This window comes from Botrimarina sp., assembly GCF_040219535.1.
Taxonomy (GTDB): domain Bacteria; phylum Planctomycetota; class Planctomycetia; order Pirellulales; family Lacipirellulaceae; genus Botrimarina.
The window spans coordinates 35,842-53,713 of the sequence record NZ_JAVJSH010000032.1 but is presented as its reverse complement, the minus strand read 5'-3'; the positions used below and the strand labels follow the sequence as shown (position 1 = coordinate 53,713).

15 protein-coding genes and 1 pseudogene are annotated in these 17,872 nt (G+C 69.9%); 4 read left to right on the top strand and 12 right to left on the bottom strand.

Going from position 1 to position 17,872, the window contains the following annotated elements; genetic code table 11:
• Window positions 1-23: 23 nt before the first annotated feature.
• The 3 genes from RIC11_RS18380 to RIC11_RS18370 form a co-directional block, all read right to left on the bottom strand.
• On the bottom strand, window positions 24-332 hold the full coding sequence (locus RIC11_RS18380) for a putative quinol monooxygenase (protein ID WP_350213731.1): 309 nt from the start codon (window positions 330-332) through the stop codon (window positions 24-26).
• Window positions 333-500: 168 nt separating this feature from the next.
• Window positions 501-1,772: a S1C family serine protease gene (locus RIC11_RS18375; protein ID WP_350213730.1), complete on the bottom strand. Its 1,272-nt coding sequence runs from the start codon at window positions 1,770-1,772 to the stop codon at window positions 501-503.
• Window positions 1,772-2,848 carry a S1C family serine protease gene (locus tag RIC11_RS18370; RefSeq protein WP_350213729.1) on the bottom strand — a complete coding sequence of 359 codons (1,077 nt, stop codon included), beginning with the start codon at window positions 2,846-2,848 and terminating at the stop codon, window positions 1,772-1,774. Before RIC11_RS18370 ends, RIC11_RS18375 begins: the two co-directional genes overlap by 1 nt.
• A 472-nt stretch (window positions 2,849-3,320) precedes the next feature.
• Here RIC11_RS18370 and lexA point away from each other — a divergent pair, with 472 nt between their 5' ends.
• Both lexA and RIC11_RS18360 read left to right on the top strand, forming a co-directional pair.
• Window positions 3,321-3,923: a transcriptional repressor LexA gene (lexA, locus tag RIC11_RS18365; RefSeq protein WP_350213728.1), complete on the top strand. Its 603-nt coding sequence runs from the start codon at window positions 3,321-3,323 to the stop codon at window positions 3,921-3,923.
• A 143-nt stretch (window positions 3,924-4,066) separates the two neighbouring features.
• Window positions 4,067-5,767: a HAMP domain-containing sensor histidine kinase gene (locus RIC11_RS18360; RefSeq protein ID WP_350213727.1), complete on the top strand. Its 1,701-nt coding sequence runs from the start codon at window positions 4,067-4,069 to the stop codon at window positions 5,765-5,767.
• 85 nt (window positions 5,768-5,852) lie between these two features.
• Here RIC11_RS18360 and RIC11_RS18355 read toward each other — a convergent pair whose 3' ends face one another.
• Both RIC11_RS18355 and RIC11_RS18350 read right to left on the bottom strand, forming a co-directional pair.
• The gene (locus RIC11_RS18355; protein ID WP_350213726.1) at window positions 5,853-7,016 is read right to left on the bottom strand and encodes a PDZ domain-containing protein; all 1,164 of its coding nucleotides are present in this window, start codon (window positions 7,014-7,016) and stop codon (window positions 5,853-5,855) included.
• A 151-nt stretch (window positions 7,017-7,167) separates the two neighbouring features.
• Complete coding sequence (locus tag RIC11_RS18350) at window positions 7,168-7,689, bottom strand: hypothetical protein (RefSeq protein ID WP_350213725.1); 522 nt, start codon at window positions 7,687-7,689, stop codon at window positions 7,168-7,170.
• Between the two features lie 306 nt (window positions 7,690-7,995).
• Between RIC11_RS18350 and RIC11_RS18345 the strand changes: the two are divergent.
• Window positions 7,996-8,862, top strand: a pseudogene (locus RIC11_RS18345) (serine hydrolase domain-containing protein); the annotation flags it as partial.
• A 48-nt stretch (window positions 8,863-8,910) separates the two neighbouring features.
• On the opposite strand, the gene RIC11_RS18340 reads toward RIC11_RS18345, so the two are convergent.
• The 6 genes from RIC11_RS18340 to RIC11_RS18315 form a co-directional block, all read right to left on the bottom strand.
• Window positions 8,911-9,666 (bottom strand): response regulator, encoded by a 756-nt coding sequence (locus tag RIC11_RS18340; RefSeq protein WP_350213724.1) that lies wholly within the window; start codon window positions 9,664-9,666, stop codon window positions 8,911-8,913.
• Window positions 9,667-9,681: 15 nt separating this feature from the next.
• Complete coding sequence (gene phoU / locus RIC11_RS18335) at window positions 9,682-10,374, bottom strand: phosphate signaling complex protein PhoU (RefSeq protein WP_350213723.1); 693 nt, start codon at window positions 10,372-10,374, stop codon at window positions 9,682-9,684.
• 65 nt (window positions 10,375-10,439) lie between these two features.
• Window positions 10,440-11,285 (bottom strand): phosphate ABC transporter ATP-binding protein PstB, encoded by an 846-nt coding sequence (gene pstB, locus RIC11_RS18330; RefSeq protein WP_502879405.1) that lies wholly within the window; start codon window positions 11,283-11,285, stop codon window positions 10,440-10,442.
• 67 nt (window positions 11,286-11,352) lie between these two features.
• The gene (gene pstA / locus RIC11_RS18325; protein WP_350213722.1) at window positions 11,353-12,234 is read right to left on the bottom strand and encodes a phosphate ABC transporter permease PstA; all 882 of its coding nucleotides are present in this window, start codon (window positions 12,232-12,234) and stop codon (window positions 11,353-11,355) included.
• Window positions 12,231-13,172 carry a phosphate ABC transporter permease subunit PstC gene (pstC, locus tag RIC11_RS18320; RefSeq protein ID WP_350213721.1) on the bottom strand — a complete coding sequence of 314 codons (942 nt, stop codon included), beginning with the start codon at window positions 13,170-13,172 and terminating at the stop codon, window positions 12,231-12,233. The genes pstA and pstC overlap by 4 nt, the downstream gene beginning before the upstream one ends.
• 51 nt (window positions 13,173-13,223) lie before the next feature.
• Window positions 13,224-14,162 carry a PstS family phosphate ABC transporter substrate-binding protein gene (locus RIC11_RS18315; RefSeq protein WP_350213720.1) on the bottom strand — a complete coding sequence of 313 codons (939 nt, stop codon included), beginning with the start codon at window positions 14,160-14,162 and terminating at the stop codon, window positions 13,224-13,226.
• Window positions 14,163-14,396: 234 nt separating this feature from the next.
• Here RIC11_RS18315 and RIC11_RS18310 point away from each other — a divergent pair, with 234 nt between their 5' ends.
• On the top strand, window positions 14,397-15,161 hold the full coding sequence (locus tag RIC11_RS18310) for an ABC transporter ATP-binding protein (RefSeq protein ID WP_350213719.1): 765 nt from the start codon (window positions 14,397-14,399) through the stop codon (window positions 15,159-15,161).
• Between the two features lie 38 nt (window positions 15,162-15,199).
• Here RIC11_RS18310 and RIC11_RS18305 read toward each other — a convergent pair whose 3' ends face one another.
• Entirely contained in the window at window positions 15,200-17,845 is a 2,646-nt protein-coding gene (locus tag RIC11_RS18305) for a CehA/McbA family metallohydrolase (RefSeq protein WP_350213718.1), read from the bottom strand.
• Window positions 17,846-17,872 lie beyond the last annotated feature (27 nt).

Here is a 17,872-nt window from a genome sequence, read left to right as displayed (position 1 = left end):
GCCTGCCGCCGGCCGACTATCGCCTACGCAGGCCGCAGCACCCGCAGCGACACGCCCCGCAGCATGTCGGCGGTGTGTTCGCGGAACTCCGCCATGTGGGGTGCGGCCAGGTGGGCCTCGAGCGCCTCGACGCTCTCCCATTTCTCGATGACCACGACCGCGTCGTCGCCGGCCAGTTCTTGGGCCTCGATGGCGGTCCGCTTGTCGATCGCCGCGCCGTACTCGAGGCAGCCCTTTTCGGCCTGCACCTTGGGCGTGAGGTCGGTAAACACCGCGAGGAATTCCGCACGTCGCTGCGGGTCGACACGCAACGTAGCGACAACGTGGATCATAAAAACCTCAGGACGCAGTAAGTGGACGAGCGGCACGCGAGCGCGCCCCCACAGGCGGCGGCCGTAGGGCCGGTCTCTCCGCGGGGACATGCTCCAACAGTATCCCCGCCCGCGCCGGCGCACGCCAGACGCGGCCCCCACGGCCGGGCGAGAGTGGGCCGCGCGGGGTCAGGACCCGTCGTCGGCGGAGGCCGGCGCCATCCGCCCCGACATCAGGTCGAGTAGCCGCGAACGCACCTCCGAAGCGGGCAGTGCGTAGCTCTCGGTCCGGCCTGCGCGGGCGATGTTGAAACCGACGACTTGGCCGTCGAGGTCGACGATTGGCCCGCCGCACTCGTCGGGCGACAGCACGGTGTCGTGCTGCAGAGCCGCCGGGAAGCCGAACCGCCGCTCGCTCAGCTTTCCGCCCAGCCGGTTCTGGTAGTACGCCCGGCGCTGCGCGGGGTTGGGCGCCCAGCCGCGGAGCATCGCCACGCGTCGCACCGACGCGTCGTTCCTCCGCAGCAGCAACTCGACGCGGTCGCCCGGGTTGTGCTCGCCGATCGCTTCCTTGAGGGCTTCTGGGGTAGCGGTCGGCTCGCCGTCGACCGCGAGGATGACGTCGCCGTCCTGGACGCCCGCCTCGTGGGCCGCGCCGCCTTGGGTGACGCTCTCGATCCGCACGCCCTGCGGCGCGGCGGCGCCCGCGGACCACTCCAGGTCGAGCCGCACGCCGAGGAAGCCGGGCCGCTTTTCGATGGCGCGAGGCAGCACGCTCAACACGCCCACGGCGATAGGGTCGCGCCCCACGCCGACGGTCGCCAGCCAGTCGCCCGGCGCCAAATCGGGCGTGGGTTCCTCGAACTCGGCGGAGGCAGCCGGCGGGCCGCCGGCGCTCGCCCGGTCGTCGGACCGCCCTGGCTCGCTGGCTTCGGCGATCTCCGGCTTCAGCGCGACGAACAACGGCGGCTTCTCTGGCGTCAGCTCGGGCGCCGAGATGTCGAGCGTCGGGAGCCCCCGAGCGGCGACTTTCAGCATCGCGACGTCGGTCTCGGCGTCGACGCCGACGAGCTCCGCGGCGAGCTCACGCCCGTCCGAGAACCGACAAGTGATCGCGCCGCGGATGACGCTCGCCTTCGTGACGACCCACCCGTCGGGCCCAACGACCCCGCCCAGCGCGACCCGCTGGCCGCCGGAGCGAACCTCGACGGTCGCCTCGCGCACGCCGGCGACCACCGGGCGGAAGGCCTCGCGCAGGTGCGGGCTGTCCTTGAACCGAGACCGCGGCGTGGCGATCTGGTCGAACACACCCGAGAGGGTCTCTTGCAGCGAGTCGAGCGCCTCGAGCGTCTGGGCGGGGGGCGCCGACTGGGCTGCACCGACGGCTGGCGCGAGCAAAGCGGCCGCGGCGGCGAGCCAAGCGGCGCACCGCGGGCCGGGGGGGAACGTCAAGTTACGCATCAGTCGCGGTCCTCCTCGGCTGTTCCCGCCTGTGGCCACGCCCCCGGGAAGTCGTTCGGCGCCCGGCCGAGCCAGACTTCAAGCTCAACCGCTTCGCCGTCACGACGCAATTCTAACTGCGTCCGATCGTAGGGCGCGAGGGCCGCTAGGGCGCTAGATAAATCCGACAGCGAGCTCACCTGCTGCTCCCCCAGCCGAAGCAGCTCGTCGCCGACCCGCACACCGGCCTGTTCGGCCGCCCCGCCGGGGAAGACTTGGGTGACCAGCACACGGTCCTCTTGGTTCCGGACCGCCAAGCCGACCAGCGGCCGCCACTCGTCGGGGTCTTCGCCCTCGGGGGCGCCGGTCATCCGGCCGTCGACCAGCCGGTCCCACTCCCGGCGGAAGGCCGTCGCGGTGACGTGGTAGTTGCTGGTGATCCGCTGGCCGATCTTGCTGTGGATGCCGACGACCTCGCCGCGGAGGTTGAGCAGCGGCCCGCCCGAGTCGCCGCCGACGAGCGTCGTGTCGGTCGTCACGGCGTCGCCGCGTCGGGTGAGCACGCGGCCTAGCCGGACCGGCGGGGCGCGGCCCGCCACGTAGCCGTTGGGCTGGCCCAGGCCAACCACCCAGTCGCCGGGCTCGGCGTCCTTCTCTGCGAGCGGCACAAAGGGCCACTCGTCGGCGTCGGCCTCGGTGATCGCAGGGCCGACGGCGTCCGATGCGCTGCCTGCGGGCTCGATCGCCGCCGCGCCAGCCGCACGCTGCTCGAGCAGCTTGCTGGGCGGATCGGTGATCCGCACGAGGCCGCTGTCGACCTCGTGGTTCACCCCGAGCGAAACGCCCCGGACCCGCACGTTGTCGGGAAACCGAACCCAGACCTTTTGGTTGGGCTCTCCGCAGACGTGCCCCGCGGTGAGGACCAGGCCCTCCGGCGAGATCAGCACCCCGGAGCCGACCGATCCGCCCAGTTCGACCGAAACGGTGATCGGGCGGGCGAGCTCAACGACGCGCCGCACTTGGTCTTGCAGCAACCGCAAATCGTCTACCGAATCGGGCTGCTCGGCCTTGAGCACCTCCGCAAGGGCGGGCGGCACGTCCAGCGGGGGGGTGGCCCGAGCGGCTGCCGCCGAGGCCGCCAGCACCGCAAGCAATAGCCATCGGCCCAAGATAACGGTCCGCCTGTGCGGCGGTCGGGGTCTTGGGGCCGAGTGCGACATACTGTACATATGGGTTGACAGTAAACAATTGTCTAGCAGAATCGCTACCGGAGGGACCGCCAGCCAGACGATCGCTCGATTATACCGTCGCGGCGGCTGGCGCCCCGTCGACTGCACGCCCCCTTCGACCACACGCCCCTTCGATCGCAGTGGATAGACCGTACGGAACTCGGCGCGGCTAAAGGACCAAGCCCGGCGCAGCTAACGGGCCGCGGCCGAACCATGGCGCCACCCCCCAGCAACGCTCCACAACTTCCCCAGCAACGCCCCACCACTCCCCCAGCAGCGCCCCATCGGCCGGCTCGGTCCCGCCGCCGGAGCGTTCGATCCTCAGCCCCCGGCCTTCGCCGTGCCTTCGCTCGACTCTCTTACGGCCCGTCAGCGGGAAGTGCTCGACTTTATCCGTTCGAAAATCGAGGGACGGGGCTACGGCCCCACCGTCCGCGAAATCGGCGAGAATTTCGAGATCGCTTCGCCTAACGGCGTCATGTGCCACCTCAAGGCGCTCGAGAAGAAAGGGCTGATCACCCGCGAGGCGAACCGCTCGCGCGCGATCCAATTGTCGCCCGAAGCTCAGAGCGAAACCGGCCTGCCCCTGGTGGGATCGATCGCCGCGGGCAACCTGACCGAAGCGATCGAGGAGGCCGAACGGTTCGAGTTCGAGGACTGGTTCCCGGCCAAGAAGGGGCACTTCGCCCTGCGGGTAAAAGGCGACTCGATGATCGAAGCGGCGATCGCCGACGGCGACCTGGTGATCTGCCGCAAGGCGCGGACCGCCAACAAGGGGGACATCGTCGTCGCGCTGACCGACGAGGGGGACGCCACGCTCAAGTACTGGTACCCGGAGTCTAGCCGCGTCCGCCTTCAGCCGGCCAACAGCAGCATGAAGCCGATCTATTGCCGGAACGTGCAGGTGCTCGGCGTGGTGACCGGCGTGGTCCGCAGGATCTGAACCGAGCGGCCCCGACGCGACGCGCCGGGTTGCGAGCGGCCTCGGCCTGACCCGCCCCTCGCGGCTCGCCTAGAAGCTCTCAACAGCCCCCTGGCCGTCCTCCTCCCTTTCCCGACCGGCTCGGCGCACGGCATGATGGTCCGATGCTCAAAAGCCGGCTGTTCTGGAAGCTGTTCCTCGCCTTCGCGCTGGTCAACCTGCTGACCGCGGCGGCGCTGATGTCGGCGTCGCTCGGCTGGCAGCGGGAGGAGCTGGTCGAGCTGTCGCGCCGGGAGCTGACCAGCGTGGCGGTGCTCATCGAGGCCCCCGCGGCCGAATGGGTCGCCACACGCTCGGAGGACGCCGCCCGGCGCGTCCGCGAGCTGGCCGAGCAAGTCGGCGCGACGGTGCGGGTTTCGGGCGGGGGGGAGGAACTGGTGGCGGGGCCCGAGCCTCCCCGGGGAGCGGCTGAGCAGAACACCGTCCACGCGCAGCGACCGCTGACGGACGACGGCGGCCGGGTCGTCGGCCGGATCGACGTCACCCGCCCCGGCGAGACCCGCGCCGAGGCGCTCGCCGCCCTGGGCGAGCGCTACACGCGCTACGCGGCGGTGCTGGCGGGGCTCGTGTTGCTGGTGGGTTTCGGCCTCGTTTCGCACGTGGTCGGGCCGGTGCAAGAACTCGACCGCGCGGCGCGCGCCATGGCGGCGGGCGCCTACCGTCAACGCGCGTTCGTCGGCAACAACGACGAGCTCGGCCAGCTCGCCCAGTCGTTCAACCGGATGAGCGAGGACCTCGGCCGGCAGCTCGACGAGCTGCGGGAGCGCGACCACCGCCAGGCGACCGTGCTGGGCGGCATGATCGAAGGAGTCATCGCCATCGACGGTCGCCGCCACGTGCTGTTCGCCAACGCGGCGGCCGGCAAGTTGTTCGGCTTCTTCCCCCCGCAGGTCGAGGCTCGGCCGCTGCTCGAAGCGGTCCGCAACCACGCGTTGCACCAAGCGGTCACCGCGGCGATCGAGTCGCGCACCCCGCAGCGGCTCGAGATCGACTGGGAAGAGCGGGTGATGTCGGTCCAGGTCACGCCGCTGGTGGGGGACAAGACCACCGGCGCGATCGTCGTGATGCACGACACGACCGAGCTGCGGCGCCTGGAGAACCTCCGCCGCGACTTCGTGGCGAATGTCTCGCACGAGCTGAAGACTCCCCTGTCGGCGATCAAGGCGAACGCCGAGACGCTCCTCCGCGGCGCGGTCGACGACCTCGAGAACCGGGGCCGCTTCCTGCAGGGGATCGACGTGCAAGCCGACCGCCTGTCGGTCTTGATCCAGGACATGCTCAGCCTGGCCAGGATCGAGTCGGCGCAGCAGCCCTTCGCTATCCACGCGGTCCCGATCGCGCCGGCCGTCCAAGAGTGCCTGCAAGACTACGAGCAGCAGGCCGAGGTCAAAGGGGTCGCGCTAGCGGCCGCCGGGCCGGACGGGCGGCCGGACGTGCGGGTGAAGGCCGACCCCGAAGGGCTGCGGATCATCCTGAACAACCTGGTCGACAACGCGATCAAGTACACGCCGGCCGGCGGAGCGGTGAGGGTTTCGTGGTCGGAAACGGACGGCGCGGCGGGCGGCCCCCCGGGGGTGGTGCGTATCCAGGTCGCGGACACGGGGGTCGGCATCCCCGGGGAGAAGATCGCGCGGGTGTTCGAGCGGTTCTATCGGGTCGACGAGGCACGCTCTCGAGAAATGGGCGGCACGGGGCTCGGGCTGTCGATCGTGAAGCACCTCGCCCAGTCGTTCGGCGGGAGCGTCTCGGTGGACAGCCGTCCGAAAGAGGGGTCGCGCTTCGTGGTCACGCTGCCGGCCGCCTGACGCTCCCTCCAACGAAAAAACCCCGCCCCGCCGGCGGGGCCGGCGGGTGCGGGGCGAGGGTCAACGCCGAGCGGCGGGTCGCCGATCAGTCGTTGTCGTAGCGATTGCCGCCGGGGTACTGGTTGCGTTGCGAGTCGCCCTGGTACTGGTTCCGGCGGTTCGAATCGTACTGATTCGCGCCGTAGCGGTCGCGGTTGTTGTCGCCGCGGTTGTCCCAGCTGTCGCTTTGGTTGTAACGATCGCCGGTCTGGCTGCGACGGTCGTACGACTCCTGCTGGTCGCGGTAGTTGTCGCCCGACGAGTACGGGCTGCGGTTGTAATTGCGAGAATCGTCGTTGCGGGAGCCGCGCGTCATCGAGTCGCCGCTCATCCGCTCGAGCTGCTGAGCCAAGCGGTCGACCTCCGCGTTGAGCATCCGCAGCTGTCGGCGGATCTGCTGCAGGTCGCCCGAGGAGCCGCTGTCGGCGTAGTCGGGGCTGCGGTAGCCCGAGCGGCGCTGCGCCGACTGGTTGCGGTCGTACTGTCCGCGGTCGTACTGTCCGCGGCTGTAGGAGTCGCCCTGCCCGCCGAAGCGGTTCGACGCGTACTGCTGCTGCTGGCGACGCATCTCCGACTCGAAAACGCGGTCGCGGGCGTCGAGCCGCGTCTGGATCGAGCGGGACTCGCCGTCGCGGCGGATCCGCAGTTCGATCTGGTCGCCCGGCTCCATCCGGCGGACCGACTGCGCGAGCTGACGCGCCGAACGGAACCGCTCTCCGTCGATCGACAAGATCTGATCGCCGCGGCGGAGGCCGGCTTGGTTAGCCGCCGAGTCTTGCAGCACGCGCATCACCCGCGGCGTGCCGTCGCTGGTGCCGATGACGACGCCGAGCGCGGCGACCTCATCGTCGTTGTTGTTGCTGGACTGGCGGTCGTACCGGTCGTCCCTTTCGTTGCGGCGTTGGTCTTGGTTGTTCTGCTGATTACGCCGTTGCTGGTCGGATTGCCGGTAATCGTCGGACCGTTGCGACTCGTCCTGCTGCTGCCGGTCGTCTTGCCGATCTTGCTGATCGCGGTTGCGATCGCTGTCGTCCTGCTGCCGGTTGCGGACCCGGTTGCTGTCCGAGCTATCGTCGGACTGCGACTGGTCGTTGGACTGCCGACGGGCGTCGTTGTCCGAATCGTTGTCCTGCGCGGAGCAAGGCAGCGCGGCCAACGTGGCCGACATCGCTAGCGCGACGGCGCTGCTGCGGAGGTGGAATCTTCTCATTTTTCGCCTTCAAGGGTTCGAGGTGATAGCAGAAAGAGGGGGCGGATGGCGCCGACGGCGCCCGCCGCTGTCGGCCAGGGGGAAGGCGGCGCGGCAGCGGCTGGGCCGTCTTTGCCAATGCGCGGAGGGGCCGTGCGCTCAGGCTTTGGGCTCAGAGCTTCAGAGCGTCGTCGCCCTGCTGTTGGCTTCCGCCAGGCTGGCCGCCGCCCGACTGGCCGGGGCCCGACTGGCCGGGGCTCGGCGGGGTGGGGCTCGGCGGGGTGGGGGGCTGGGGCGCCGACTCGTAGCCACCATCGGCGGGCGTCGGCGTCATCGACGACCCTGACGCGGAGCCGGACCACGACTGGTACGAACCGGTCGAGCCATCGCAACCGCAGTCGCCCTGCGACGCGCTCGCGTAGGTGACGCCGCCGTAGCTGCCGTGCCCGTAGCCGTTGCTCGTGGTCGCGTAGGACCCGCCGCAAGGCGAACACGCCGACGATTGCCGAGCGTACCCGCCGTGCGAGCCGCAGCTCGACGAAGCGACCCGCTGCGAGTAATGCGCCGTCGCGTACCCGCCGTGGGAGCCGCAGGAGGAACGCTGGTTCCGGGAGTGGCAGCCCCAACCCGCTTGGGAAGGCGCCGCGAGGGCCACGCACAAGGCCACGGCAGCCGCCGGCACAAGAAACTTCATTTTGGTACTCCGGTATCGAATTACACGAGTGAGAGCCGATGGCGAGTCGTCGCTCGCCACAGAGCGGGATCGCGAAGTGGCGCCAGCGGCGACGCTCACTAGGCGTCCGCTCGCCCCGCGTGTGAGAAGACGAATCGTCCGATCGGTAGCCGCCGCATGATGCACGACGCGCGCCAATGCGCCGGCTGGGAGATAAATTTCTCACTAAGGCGCGCTTTCGCCTTGTTCGGTCGCGGCGACTGTCGGCGCCGACGCCCCCCGTGAGCGGCAAACGCCGGTCTTGATCGCTGAGCGCCATCGAACCAAATGTCTGTCGGCGGGCCGCGTTGCTCCGCCGCTGGTCACAAAGCGTCCGCCGCGCGCCGATCGAAGCGGTCGCCGCGCCGCCAAGATGAACGCCGCCGTGTTGCTATCACGAGCAACGAGATGTACGACAAGGCGACGCAATTCGACCGCGTGGTCCGTGGCACAGCGGCTACATGGCGCAGGGTGTTCGCGATGCCTATACAGAGCCCGCTTCGGTTGTTGCTTCCTGCCCTCCTGATGGCCGGGACGGCGTTCTCGGCGCTCGCGGCTGAGCCTAAGACAATCTCCGAAGGAAAACTCGGCGAGGCGATCGTTGCCGCCGTTCGCTCCGCGCACTCCGACACCGGTTTCCGAGGGGCCGTCCTTGCCGCACGAGACGGCCGAGTCGTCGCCGCGACCGCCGTCGGCACGGTGGCGCCGGGGGGCGACACGCCGTTGGCGGTCGACTCGCTCTTCGAGATCGCCTCTTGCACCAAGCCGTTCACCGCGATCGCGGTCATGCGGCTGGTGGAACAGGATGCGCTTTCGCTCGACGACCCGATCGCCGCGCACCTGCCCGGCGTTCCCGCCTCGTGTGGGGCGATCACCCTACGGCACTTGCTGCAGCACACCTCCGGCATCCCGGGGACAAACTCTTCCGGGAGGGGAAGCGACCTCCAGGCGGTGCTGCCGGTGTTCTTGGCCGGCGGCCCGCTCACGCCGCCGGGCGAGAAGCACGTTTACTGGAACCAAGGCTACGCTTTGCTGAGCGAAGTGATCGCCCGCGCGAGCGGGAAGTCTTACGTCGGCTACATGAAGTCCGACGTCTTCGACGTAGCCAGCATGCAAAGCACCCGCTTCACCGGCCAGCCGCCGCCGCGCGGCGCCACGGTGGCGATCGGCGAGTCGACCCGGGGCGCCGCCGCACGGGGCCGATCAGCGCACGCCGGCCGGGTCGCGGAAGCGGTAGCCGACGCCGCGGACCGTTTCGATCAGGTCCGCGTGGGAGTCGAGTTTCTTGCGCAGCGCCCGGACGTGCACGTCGATGGTCCGTTCGAGGACCAGCGAGTCGCCGCCGAGGGCCGCGTCGATCAGCTCCGAGCGGCTGAACACCCGCCCCGGCTGGCGGATCAGCGCCTCGAGCAGGCCGAACTCGCTTGGCGTGAGGTCGAGCCCCTGCTGGTCGACGGTCACCCGGTGGCGCTCCCGGTCGACCATCACGCCCTGGCTGACGAGCACGTCGTCGCGGCGGCTGGCGCCCCCCTCGCGCCGGCGGAGGAGGGCTTTGACGCGTTCCAGCAAGACCTTCACGCTGAAGGGCTTGGTCACGTAGTCGTCCGCCCCGACGGAGAAGCCGGCGACCTGGTCGGTCTCCTCGCCCTTGGCGGTGAGCATCAGGATGATCTGCCGCCTGGTGACCGGGTCGGCCCGCACGCGTCGGCAGACCTCCATGCCGTCGATGGTGGGCAGCATCAGGTCGAGCACCAGCAGGTCCGGCGAGCGGAGCTTCGACTGGTTGAGCCCGTCGGCGCCGTCGTACGAGACGACCGTCTCGTAGCCCTCCGACCGGAGGTTGTAGTCGAGCACGTCGGCGATCGACCGGTCGTCCTCGACGATCAGGATCTTGGCCTTGGCCATCGCGGTGCGGGCGGCTGGCGGGGAAGCGACGGGCGTCGTGCCGTAGAGGGTCATGGCTTCCTGGTCGCTTTACAGGGGGGGGCTCCCCGGCGGGGGCGAGGGCAGGGGGTCGTGGCGGTGCCGGGCGATCTCGCCCTCGACCAGGTAGATGACGTCTTCGGCGATGTTGGTCGCGTGGTCGGCCATCCGCTCGATGTGCCGCGACGCGCTGAACAGGTGCAGGGCCGGCTCGATCAGGTGGGGCGACTCGCGGACCACCTCGTAGACCAGCTCGATCAGCCGCCGGTTGAGGTGGTCCACCTCGTCGTCCTGGCGGCGCACGCGGCGCGCGGCGTCGGCGTCGAGCTCGACGAACGCGTCGAGCGAGTCACGCACCATGCCGATGGCGACCTCCGCCATCCGCTCCAAGAAGTCTGGCAGCTCCAGCTGGGGGAACGAGGCGATCGCGTCGTTGCGTTCGCCGAGGTTCACCGCCAGGTCGGCGATCCGCTCCAGGTCGCCGTTCGCCTTGAGGACCATCGTGACCCGCCGCAGGTCGACCGCGACCGGCTGGTGCAAGGCCAGGATCTTGAGGCATTCCTCCTCGATGAGCACCTCGCGCCGGTTGATCTCTGGCTCGTGGCGCAGCAGCTCTTCGAGCAGCCCGCGGCGCCGCTCCACCAGCCCGCGGCAGGCCATACGGATCATCTCTTCGACCAGCGAGGACTGGGCGAGGAGGTCTTGCTCGAGGGACTCGAGGTCGCGTTCTAGGTGGATCGACATCTTGTTTAGCTACAGGGGACCGTGGACCGGCGCTCGCATCGCAACCAACCGCGCGAGGCGCCCCGCTAGCCGAAACGGCCCGTGATGTAGTCTTCGGTCTGCTTCTTCTTCGGCTTGGTGAACAGCTCGGTGGTCCGGCCGGCCTCGATCAGGGCTCCCTCGTAGAAGAAGGCCGTCTGGTCCGACACCCGGGCCGCTTGCTGCATGTTGTGCGTGACGATGACGATCGTGTAGCGGTCCTTGAGCTCGAAGATCAGGTCCTCGATACGCGAGGTGCTCGCCGGGTCCAGGGCGCTGGCCGGCTCGTCCATCAGCAGCACCTGCGGCTCGGTGGCCAGCGCGCGGGCGATGCACAGCCGCTGCTGCTGGCCGCCGGAGAGCGCGAGGGCCGATTCGTCGAGGCGGTCCTTCACCTCGTTCCAGAGCGCGGCCTGCTGCAGGCAACGCTCGGCGATCTCGTACAGCCGCGACTTGTTCCGCTCGCCCGCCACACGCGGCCCGTAGGCGACGTTCTCGAAGATCGACTTCGGGAACGGGTTGGACTTCTGGAACACCATGCCGACCCGCTTGCGGAGCTCGACCACGTCGACCCGCGGTGCGTAGATGTCGTGGCCGTCGAGCGTGACGACCCCCTCGATCCGCGTCCCCTCGATCATGTCGTTCATGCGGTTCAGGCACCGCAGCAGCGTGCTCTTGCCGCAACCCGAAGGGCCGATCAGCGCCGTCACGCAGTGCTCGGGAACCGCCAGCTGGATGCCGAACAGCGCCTGCTTCGCGCCGTAGAAGAAATCGACGCCGGCCACGTCCATCTTCCGCGACGCGCCGGCGAGTTCCTGCGCCGAACGGCCGGCGCGGGAGAGCCCGACCTCGGGGGCGCGGAGCGTCGGCGGCGATTGGGAGGCGACAGTCATAGGTTCCGGATCGGGGAGCATAGGATCGGAGCGATGGCCCCGCGGGGCCGGCGGGCGGCAGGCGCACTCACCACTTGATGCGGCGCCCCCACTTGGCCCGGACGAAAACCGCCCCGGCGTTCAAGGCGATCAGCAGCGTCAGCAGCACCAGGATCGCCGCGGAAGCGAGCCCGTGGAACTCTTTTTGCGCGTCGGCCGCCCACGTGAAGATCTGCAGCGGGAGGGCCGAGAACTCGTCGAGCACCGACACCGGCGTGTGCCACACGGCGACCGCCGCGCCGACCGCCACGAGCGGCGCCGCCTCGCCCAAAGCGCGGGCGATGGCGAGGATCACGCCCGTCATCACGCCCGGCAACGCGGCCGGGAGCACCTGGCGCGAGATCGTTTGCCACCGGGTGGCGCCGAGCGCGTAGGAGGCCTGCCGGATCGTCGAGGGGACGCTCCGCAGGGCCTCTTGCGTGGCGAGGATCACGATCGGCAGCACGACGAGCGACAGCGTCAGCGCCCCGGCAAGCACGCTGCGCTCCAGCGCCATGGCCCGCACAAAGAGCCCCAGGCCGAGGATGCCGTACACGATCGAAGGCACGCCGGCCAGGTTCGAGATGTTCAGCTGCACCGAGCGGCGCCACCAGCTCGCGCCGGCGTACTCTTCCAGGTAGATCGCCGCGCCGACTCCCGTCGGGATCGAGAACAGGGCCGTGATCGCGATCAGCCAGACGCTGCCGACCAGCGCCGGGTAGATGCCGGCCTTCTCCGGGTCGAGCGACGTCGGCTGCGTGAGGAGCGTCCAGCTCACCCACGGCGCGCCGTGGACGACGACCGTCGAGATCAGCCCCACGAGCGCGAGCACGCAGACGGCGGTGGCCGCCGCGCAGACCCAGCCGAACACCCGCGACGCCAGGTAGCTGCGTCCGGAGCTGAGCGAGTCGCCGGTCGCGGAGCGGCTCATTCGTACTTCTCCCGCATGCGGCCCAGAACCGACTGCGCGAGCAGGTTGAGCGCCATCGTGCAGACGAACAACGCCAGCCCGACGGCGAAGATGGTGCGGTACTCGAGCGACCCGGCCGGCGCGTCGCCGCTGCTGATGTTCACGATGGCGGCCGTCATCGTCTGCACCCCCTCGAGCGGGTTGAGCGTCATGTTCGGCCTCGTGCCGGCGGCCAGCGTGACGGCCATCGTCTCACCCACGGCGCGGGAGATCGCCAGCAGGAACGACGCGACGATCCCGGACAGAGCCGCCGGCACCACGACCTTGGCCGTCACGTCGTACTTGGTCGCGCCCAGCGCGTAGGCGGCGCTCCGCAGGTCGCGCGGCACGCTCCGCAGCACGTCCTCGCTGAGCGAGATGATCGTGGGCATGATCATGAACCCCACGACGATGCTCGCGCTGAGCGCGTTGAAGATGCTGTCGGAGTTGAACGTCGCGCGCACGATGGGCGAGACCGTCGTCACGGCGATCACGCCGTACACGACCGACGGGATGCCGGCCAGCACCTCCAGCAGCGGCTTGACGGTCTCACGCACCGCGGGGCTCGCGTACTCGCTCAGGTAGATCGCCGTGCCCAGCCCCAGCGGCGCGGCGAGCAGGATCGCGCCGCCGGTCACCAGCAGCGTGCCGCAGAACAGCGGCAGGATGCCGAACCGCGGGTCGTTACTGAACTGCGGCGTCCAGCGGGTCGCCGTGAGGAACTCCCACAGCGACACCTCCTCGAAGAACCGCAGCGACTCGGCCAGCAGCAAGAGCACGATCCCGATCGTCGTCAGCACCGAAACCGCAGCGCAGCACCACAAGAACACATGGATCGCCCCCTCGCCGATACGCACGCTCTCTCGGCGGAGCGCGTCGGCGACCCGAGGGGCCTCGGCGGGGGAGGGGGCGCTGGGCATTCGACGCGGCAAGAACGATTGGAAGGGGGAGGCCGAGCGGACGCGGCGCGCTCAGGCGCCGAGGGCCGCTTGCAGTTTGGTTTGGTTCTCCTCGGCGACCTCGTCCGACACAGGCACGTACTGCGCCCGCTTCGCCAGGTCGCCCGCGTTGTCGATGTAGAACTTGACGAACTCGGCGCCGACGGGCCGCTCCAGCAGCGACTGGCGAACGTAGATGTAGAGCGGGCGCGAGAGCGGTGCGTACTCGTTCGAGCGGATCGTCTGGAGCGACGGGGCGACCGGTTCGGAGTCGCCCCGGCGGATCGGCACGACCTTCAGCTTGTCGGCGTTTTCGGAGTAGTAGGCGAAGCCGAAGTAGCCCAGCGAGTTCTTGTCTTGCGACACGCCGGTCACCAGCACGTTGTCGTCTTCGCTCATCGAGTAATCGCTGCGGCACGATTTCTCTTCGCCCACGACGTGCTCGGTGAAGTAGTCGAACGTGCCGTTGTCGGGGTTGGGGCCGTAGAGGCTCACCTCCTCGTCGGGCCACGCGGGGTCGACCTCGCTCCACGTGTTGGCCGGGTTCTCGGGGCGCCACAGCGAGGCGAGTTGCTCCACCGAGATCGAGTCGACCCAGTCGTTGTCGGCGTTGACCACCACGGCGATTCCGTCGAACGCCACGACGAACTCGACGAACCCGATGCCGGCCTCCTCGAGCCGCTCGACCTCCGAGGGCTTGATCTGCCGCGACGCGTCGCAGATGTCGATCTCGCCGTTGATGAACTTGCCCAGGCCGGCGCCGGTCCCCGAGCTGGTGACCGACAACCGCGTCTGCGGGTGCTCTTTCCGGAACTGCTCGGCCGCCGCGGTGCTGATCGGCAAGACCGTGCTCGAGCCGTCGATCTTGATGCTCTCGCCGGGGCGGGTGCAGCCGGCCGCGGCGAGCGACAGAACCGTGGCGCCAGCCAAGGCGAACCGATACAGTCCTCGGGCCTTCGAAATCGTCGTCATCCAGTGGGTCGCGGGGTTGATTGGCTCGGGCCAAAAGGCCCAGTGGCGGCGAGGCAGGTGGCGGCGGGGCAGGCGGCGAGCAGCGGGCGGCCCCCCCCTCGCAACGACGCGCATCCTAGGGGGCGAATATGAAGGCAGTGTGAAGGCCCCGTGAAGGGACGCGTCACTCTTGCCGCTTCCGCACGATACGTAAGGCTTTTTCCGCTCCCGTACGGTTTTCCTCCGACGCCCGCTATGCCGGTCGAAACACTGCTAACGATCGAGGGACTGGCGAAAACCTACCCGTCGGGCGCCGCGGCGCTCAGCGGGTTCGACCTGCGGGTGGCTCGGGGGGAGTTCCTCAGCCTCGTGGGCCCCTCGGGCTGTGGCAAGAGCACCGCGCTGCGGTTGGTGGCCGGGTTGGCCGAGCCAACCAGCGGCCGCGTCGCGTGGTCGCTGCCGGACCCCACCATCGGCTTCGTGTTCCAAGACCCGACGCTGCTGCCGTGGGCGCGGGTGTGGGACAACGTGTACCTGCCCTTGCGGCTGCAGGGCGTCGCGCGGGGCGCAGCGGCCGACCGCATCGACGACGCCCTCGCACGCGTCGGGCTCGCCGACCGGCGCGACGCCTACCCGCGGCAGCTGTCCGGCGGCATGCGGATGCGTGCGGCGATCGCTCGCGCGTTGGTGACCCGGCCACGGGTCCTGCTGATGGACGAGCCGTTCGCCGCCCTGGACGAGATCACACGCTCGCGGCTCAACGACGACCTGCTCGGCCTCTACGCCCAGAGCGACCTGACCGTGTTGTTCGTCACCCACAGCGTGTACGAGTCGGCCTACCTGTCGAGCCGAGTCGCGGTCATGCAGGCGGGCCCGGGGCGGGTTGTCGAGCAGGTCGAGATCGACGCGCCCTACCCACGCGGCGACGACTGGCGCCGGGATGCACGCTACCTGGAAGCCTGCCGGCGGACCTCGGCGGCGCTGCAGCGGGCCACCGACCCCGCTCCGACGGTCAAGTAGGTCCGTGGGCGGCCCGGTAGCGTCGCGGGCGGCGCGGCTCAGTGCTGGTGGTTCGGGTGGGTGTGGCTGTGCGACGGCTTGAGGTCGCCGGGCGTGGGGAGCGGCAGGCCGAGGCCGTCGCCGTTGGCTTCGAACGGCGCGCCGTCGTTGTCGGCGTCGCCGTTGGTGTCGATGAAGATCGGGTTGGCGACCGCGACCGGCAGGTTGCGGCCCCAGTCCTGCTGCAGCTCGGCGCCGCCGTACATCGGGCCGATGCTCGAGCCCTCCCCGCAACAGGCGACGACCACGTGCGTGTCTTCGTCGACCCGGAGCTCGATCTCACGGTTGAACGCCTCGGCGCCATCGGCGAACCAGTCGGGGTGGCTGCGGGCGGTGTAGTTGTGCTCTTCGGCGGGTCGGCCGTTGAGGAACAGCTGCACGCGGTTCACCTCGATCCAATTCGGCCGGCGGACGACGACCCGCAGGGTCGCTTTGCCGCCGTCGGCCGGAAGGTCGTCGCCGGGGATCGCCGTGGCGTCGCCGGCGGAGGCCTCGACTTGCAGGTAGGGGCCGTTGGACATCACCACGTGGCCGTGCTCGAACTCGTGGATCAGCTCGCCGACCGACGCCTCGGCCGGGTTGTCGGTCGGGCTACGCACCCAGTTGCGGAGCCAGCCGCTGCCGTGCCAGTTGTAGTGCGCGTCGGTGTTCACCACGCCGGTGACCCGGTAGCCCAGGTTGAGCAGCTGCAGCCAGTTGACGATCGCGTTGCCGCGGCCCTCCCAGCCGCCCGTGCCGACGCCGCTGTCGTTCGCCTCGGCGGGGCTCAACGGCTGGAAGATCAGCTCCGGCGGGTGGACCTCGATCACGTCCATGAAGCCGAACATCGCCTCGAAGCCTTCGTCGGGGCTGCCATCCTGGTCCTTGTCGCCGACCATCTGGGCGATATCGGGGTGGTTGGTCTGCACGACCTTCTCCGAGTTGTCGTCCCACCCGGCCAGGCGCTCGATTTGCTCGACCGGGTTGGCCGACGTCTGGGGGCCGCCGCCGTCTTGCTCGTTGGGGTGGTGCTCAAGCGGGAACGCGTTTTGGTGGTTCAGCGGCAGCGGCGAGCCGGTCAGCTCCATGCCCGGGCAGGTGAGCATCCGCTGCTGCGCGTCCATCGCGGCCAGGTGCTCGTCGTACACGTCGATCCGCTGGTGCTCGGTGCACGGGCAGAACTCCAGGTGCTCGGCCAGCAGGTTCAGCACGCGGCCCTCTTGGCTCGCCGTGTTGTCGCCCGACGGGGTGCTGTGGCTGTGCAGCTCGCTCGACAAGTAGCCGGGCGTGTCGACGGTGCGGGGCAGGGCGGCTTCGATGCGGGCTGTCTCGCCGGCGGCGACTTCGAACTGGCCGGTCGCCGCGTCGTGCTCGGGCCCGTAGGTCGCGACCCAGCGGTACTCGCCGGGCGAGAGCTTGCAGCGGAAACGCCCGTCCGGCGTGTACTGCACGTTCCGCACGCCCCGCACCGCGGCGTCGGGGCCGAAGTTCGGGTTGCGTGTGCCGCGGAGCCCGAAGAACTGAACCTTCGCCGGGATCGCCGCGCCGGAAGCGTCGGTGACCCGGGCCTCCGCGTAAGCGGCCTCGGAGAGCTCGACCCGCGCCGGGCCGTCTTGCTGGGGCAGCTTGGTCTCGACCGACTGCGACTCGTGCCCGTACTGGCTGACGCGGAGCTGGTAGTGGCCGTGAGGCAAGCGGAAGGCGAAGCGCCCGTCGCCGCCGGTGTGGCCGACTCCCAGCGAGACCCGCTCGCCCGGGGCGCCGTGGGCCGGCGTGTGGATCACGCGCACCTGGGCGCCCTCGACCGGCTCTTCTCCGGCGGTGACCTCGAGGACCCCCTCGAAGAGCGACTCGCCGAGTTGCTCGTAGGCGAGTGTCTGCAGCTCGACGTTCGACCGCGCCGGAAACAGCGCCCGCCGCCACGTGTGCGACTCGCCCGGAGCCAGGGTCAGGGGCTGGGCGTCGGCGCGGTCGGCCGGGTAGATCACCTGGTCCGGCGAGCGGGGCTCGCGGCTGGTTTGGCGATCGACCTGGTCGGACCCGCCGAGGGGCTGCACGCCGTACGCGCCGCGCCAGTAGTCGTCGTACGCCCACCAGAGGTTGGCCTCGTGGTCGACGCCGGTCTTGAACGTGTCGCCGTCGGCCCGCACGCCGTCGGCCGGGGCGAACCGGACCGGCTCGTCGCCGCTGTTGGTGACCGTGGTGACCAGGCGGAGGAAGGGCTCGGCGTCGCGCAGCTCGTAGCCGACCGCGATCCGCAGCGGGCTGCCCGCCGGAGCTTGGGCCGTGCCCGCGAAAGCGAGCGTGGCGCCGCGCGGCGCCCCCCACGAGTCGGCGCGCCAGTCGATCCGCTCGTCGAAGCGGTAGGCGCCGCCGCCGGGGTAGAACGCGCTGAGCTGGTCGTTCTGGTCGTCGCGCGTGGTCAGGTCGATCACCGCGCCTCCCACGTTGCGGACAGTGAGGTTCGCGTCCCGCTCGTCGCCGAGCTCCGCCACCACGGCGACCAGCTTGTCGTTGCGCAGCACGTGGTCGCCGTGGATCGCATCGACCTCCTTGCCGCCCGGCGCGAGGGAGTCGTAGTTGTCTTCCTCGAGCGTGTCGTAATCGGCCGCCGGGGCCGCCGACGCACAGGCCAGCAAGAGCAGCAACGAGAGATTTCGGCGCATCGCGGGGTTCTCAGACGCGGGACGACG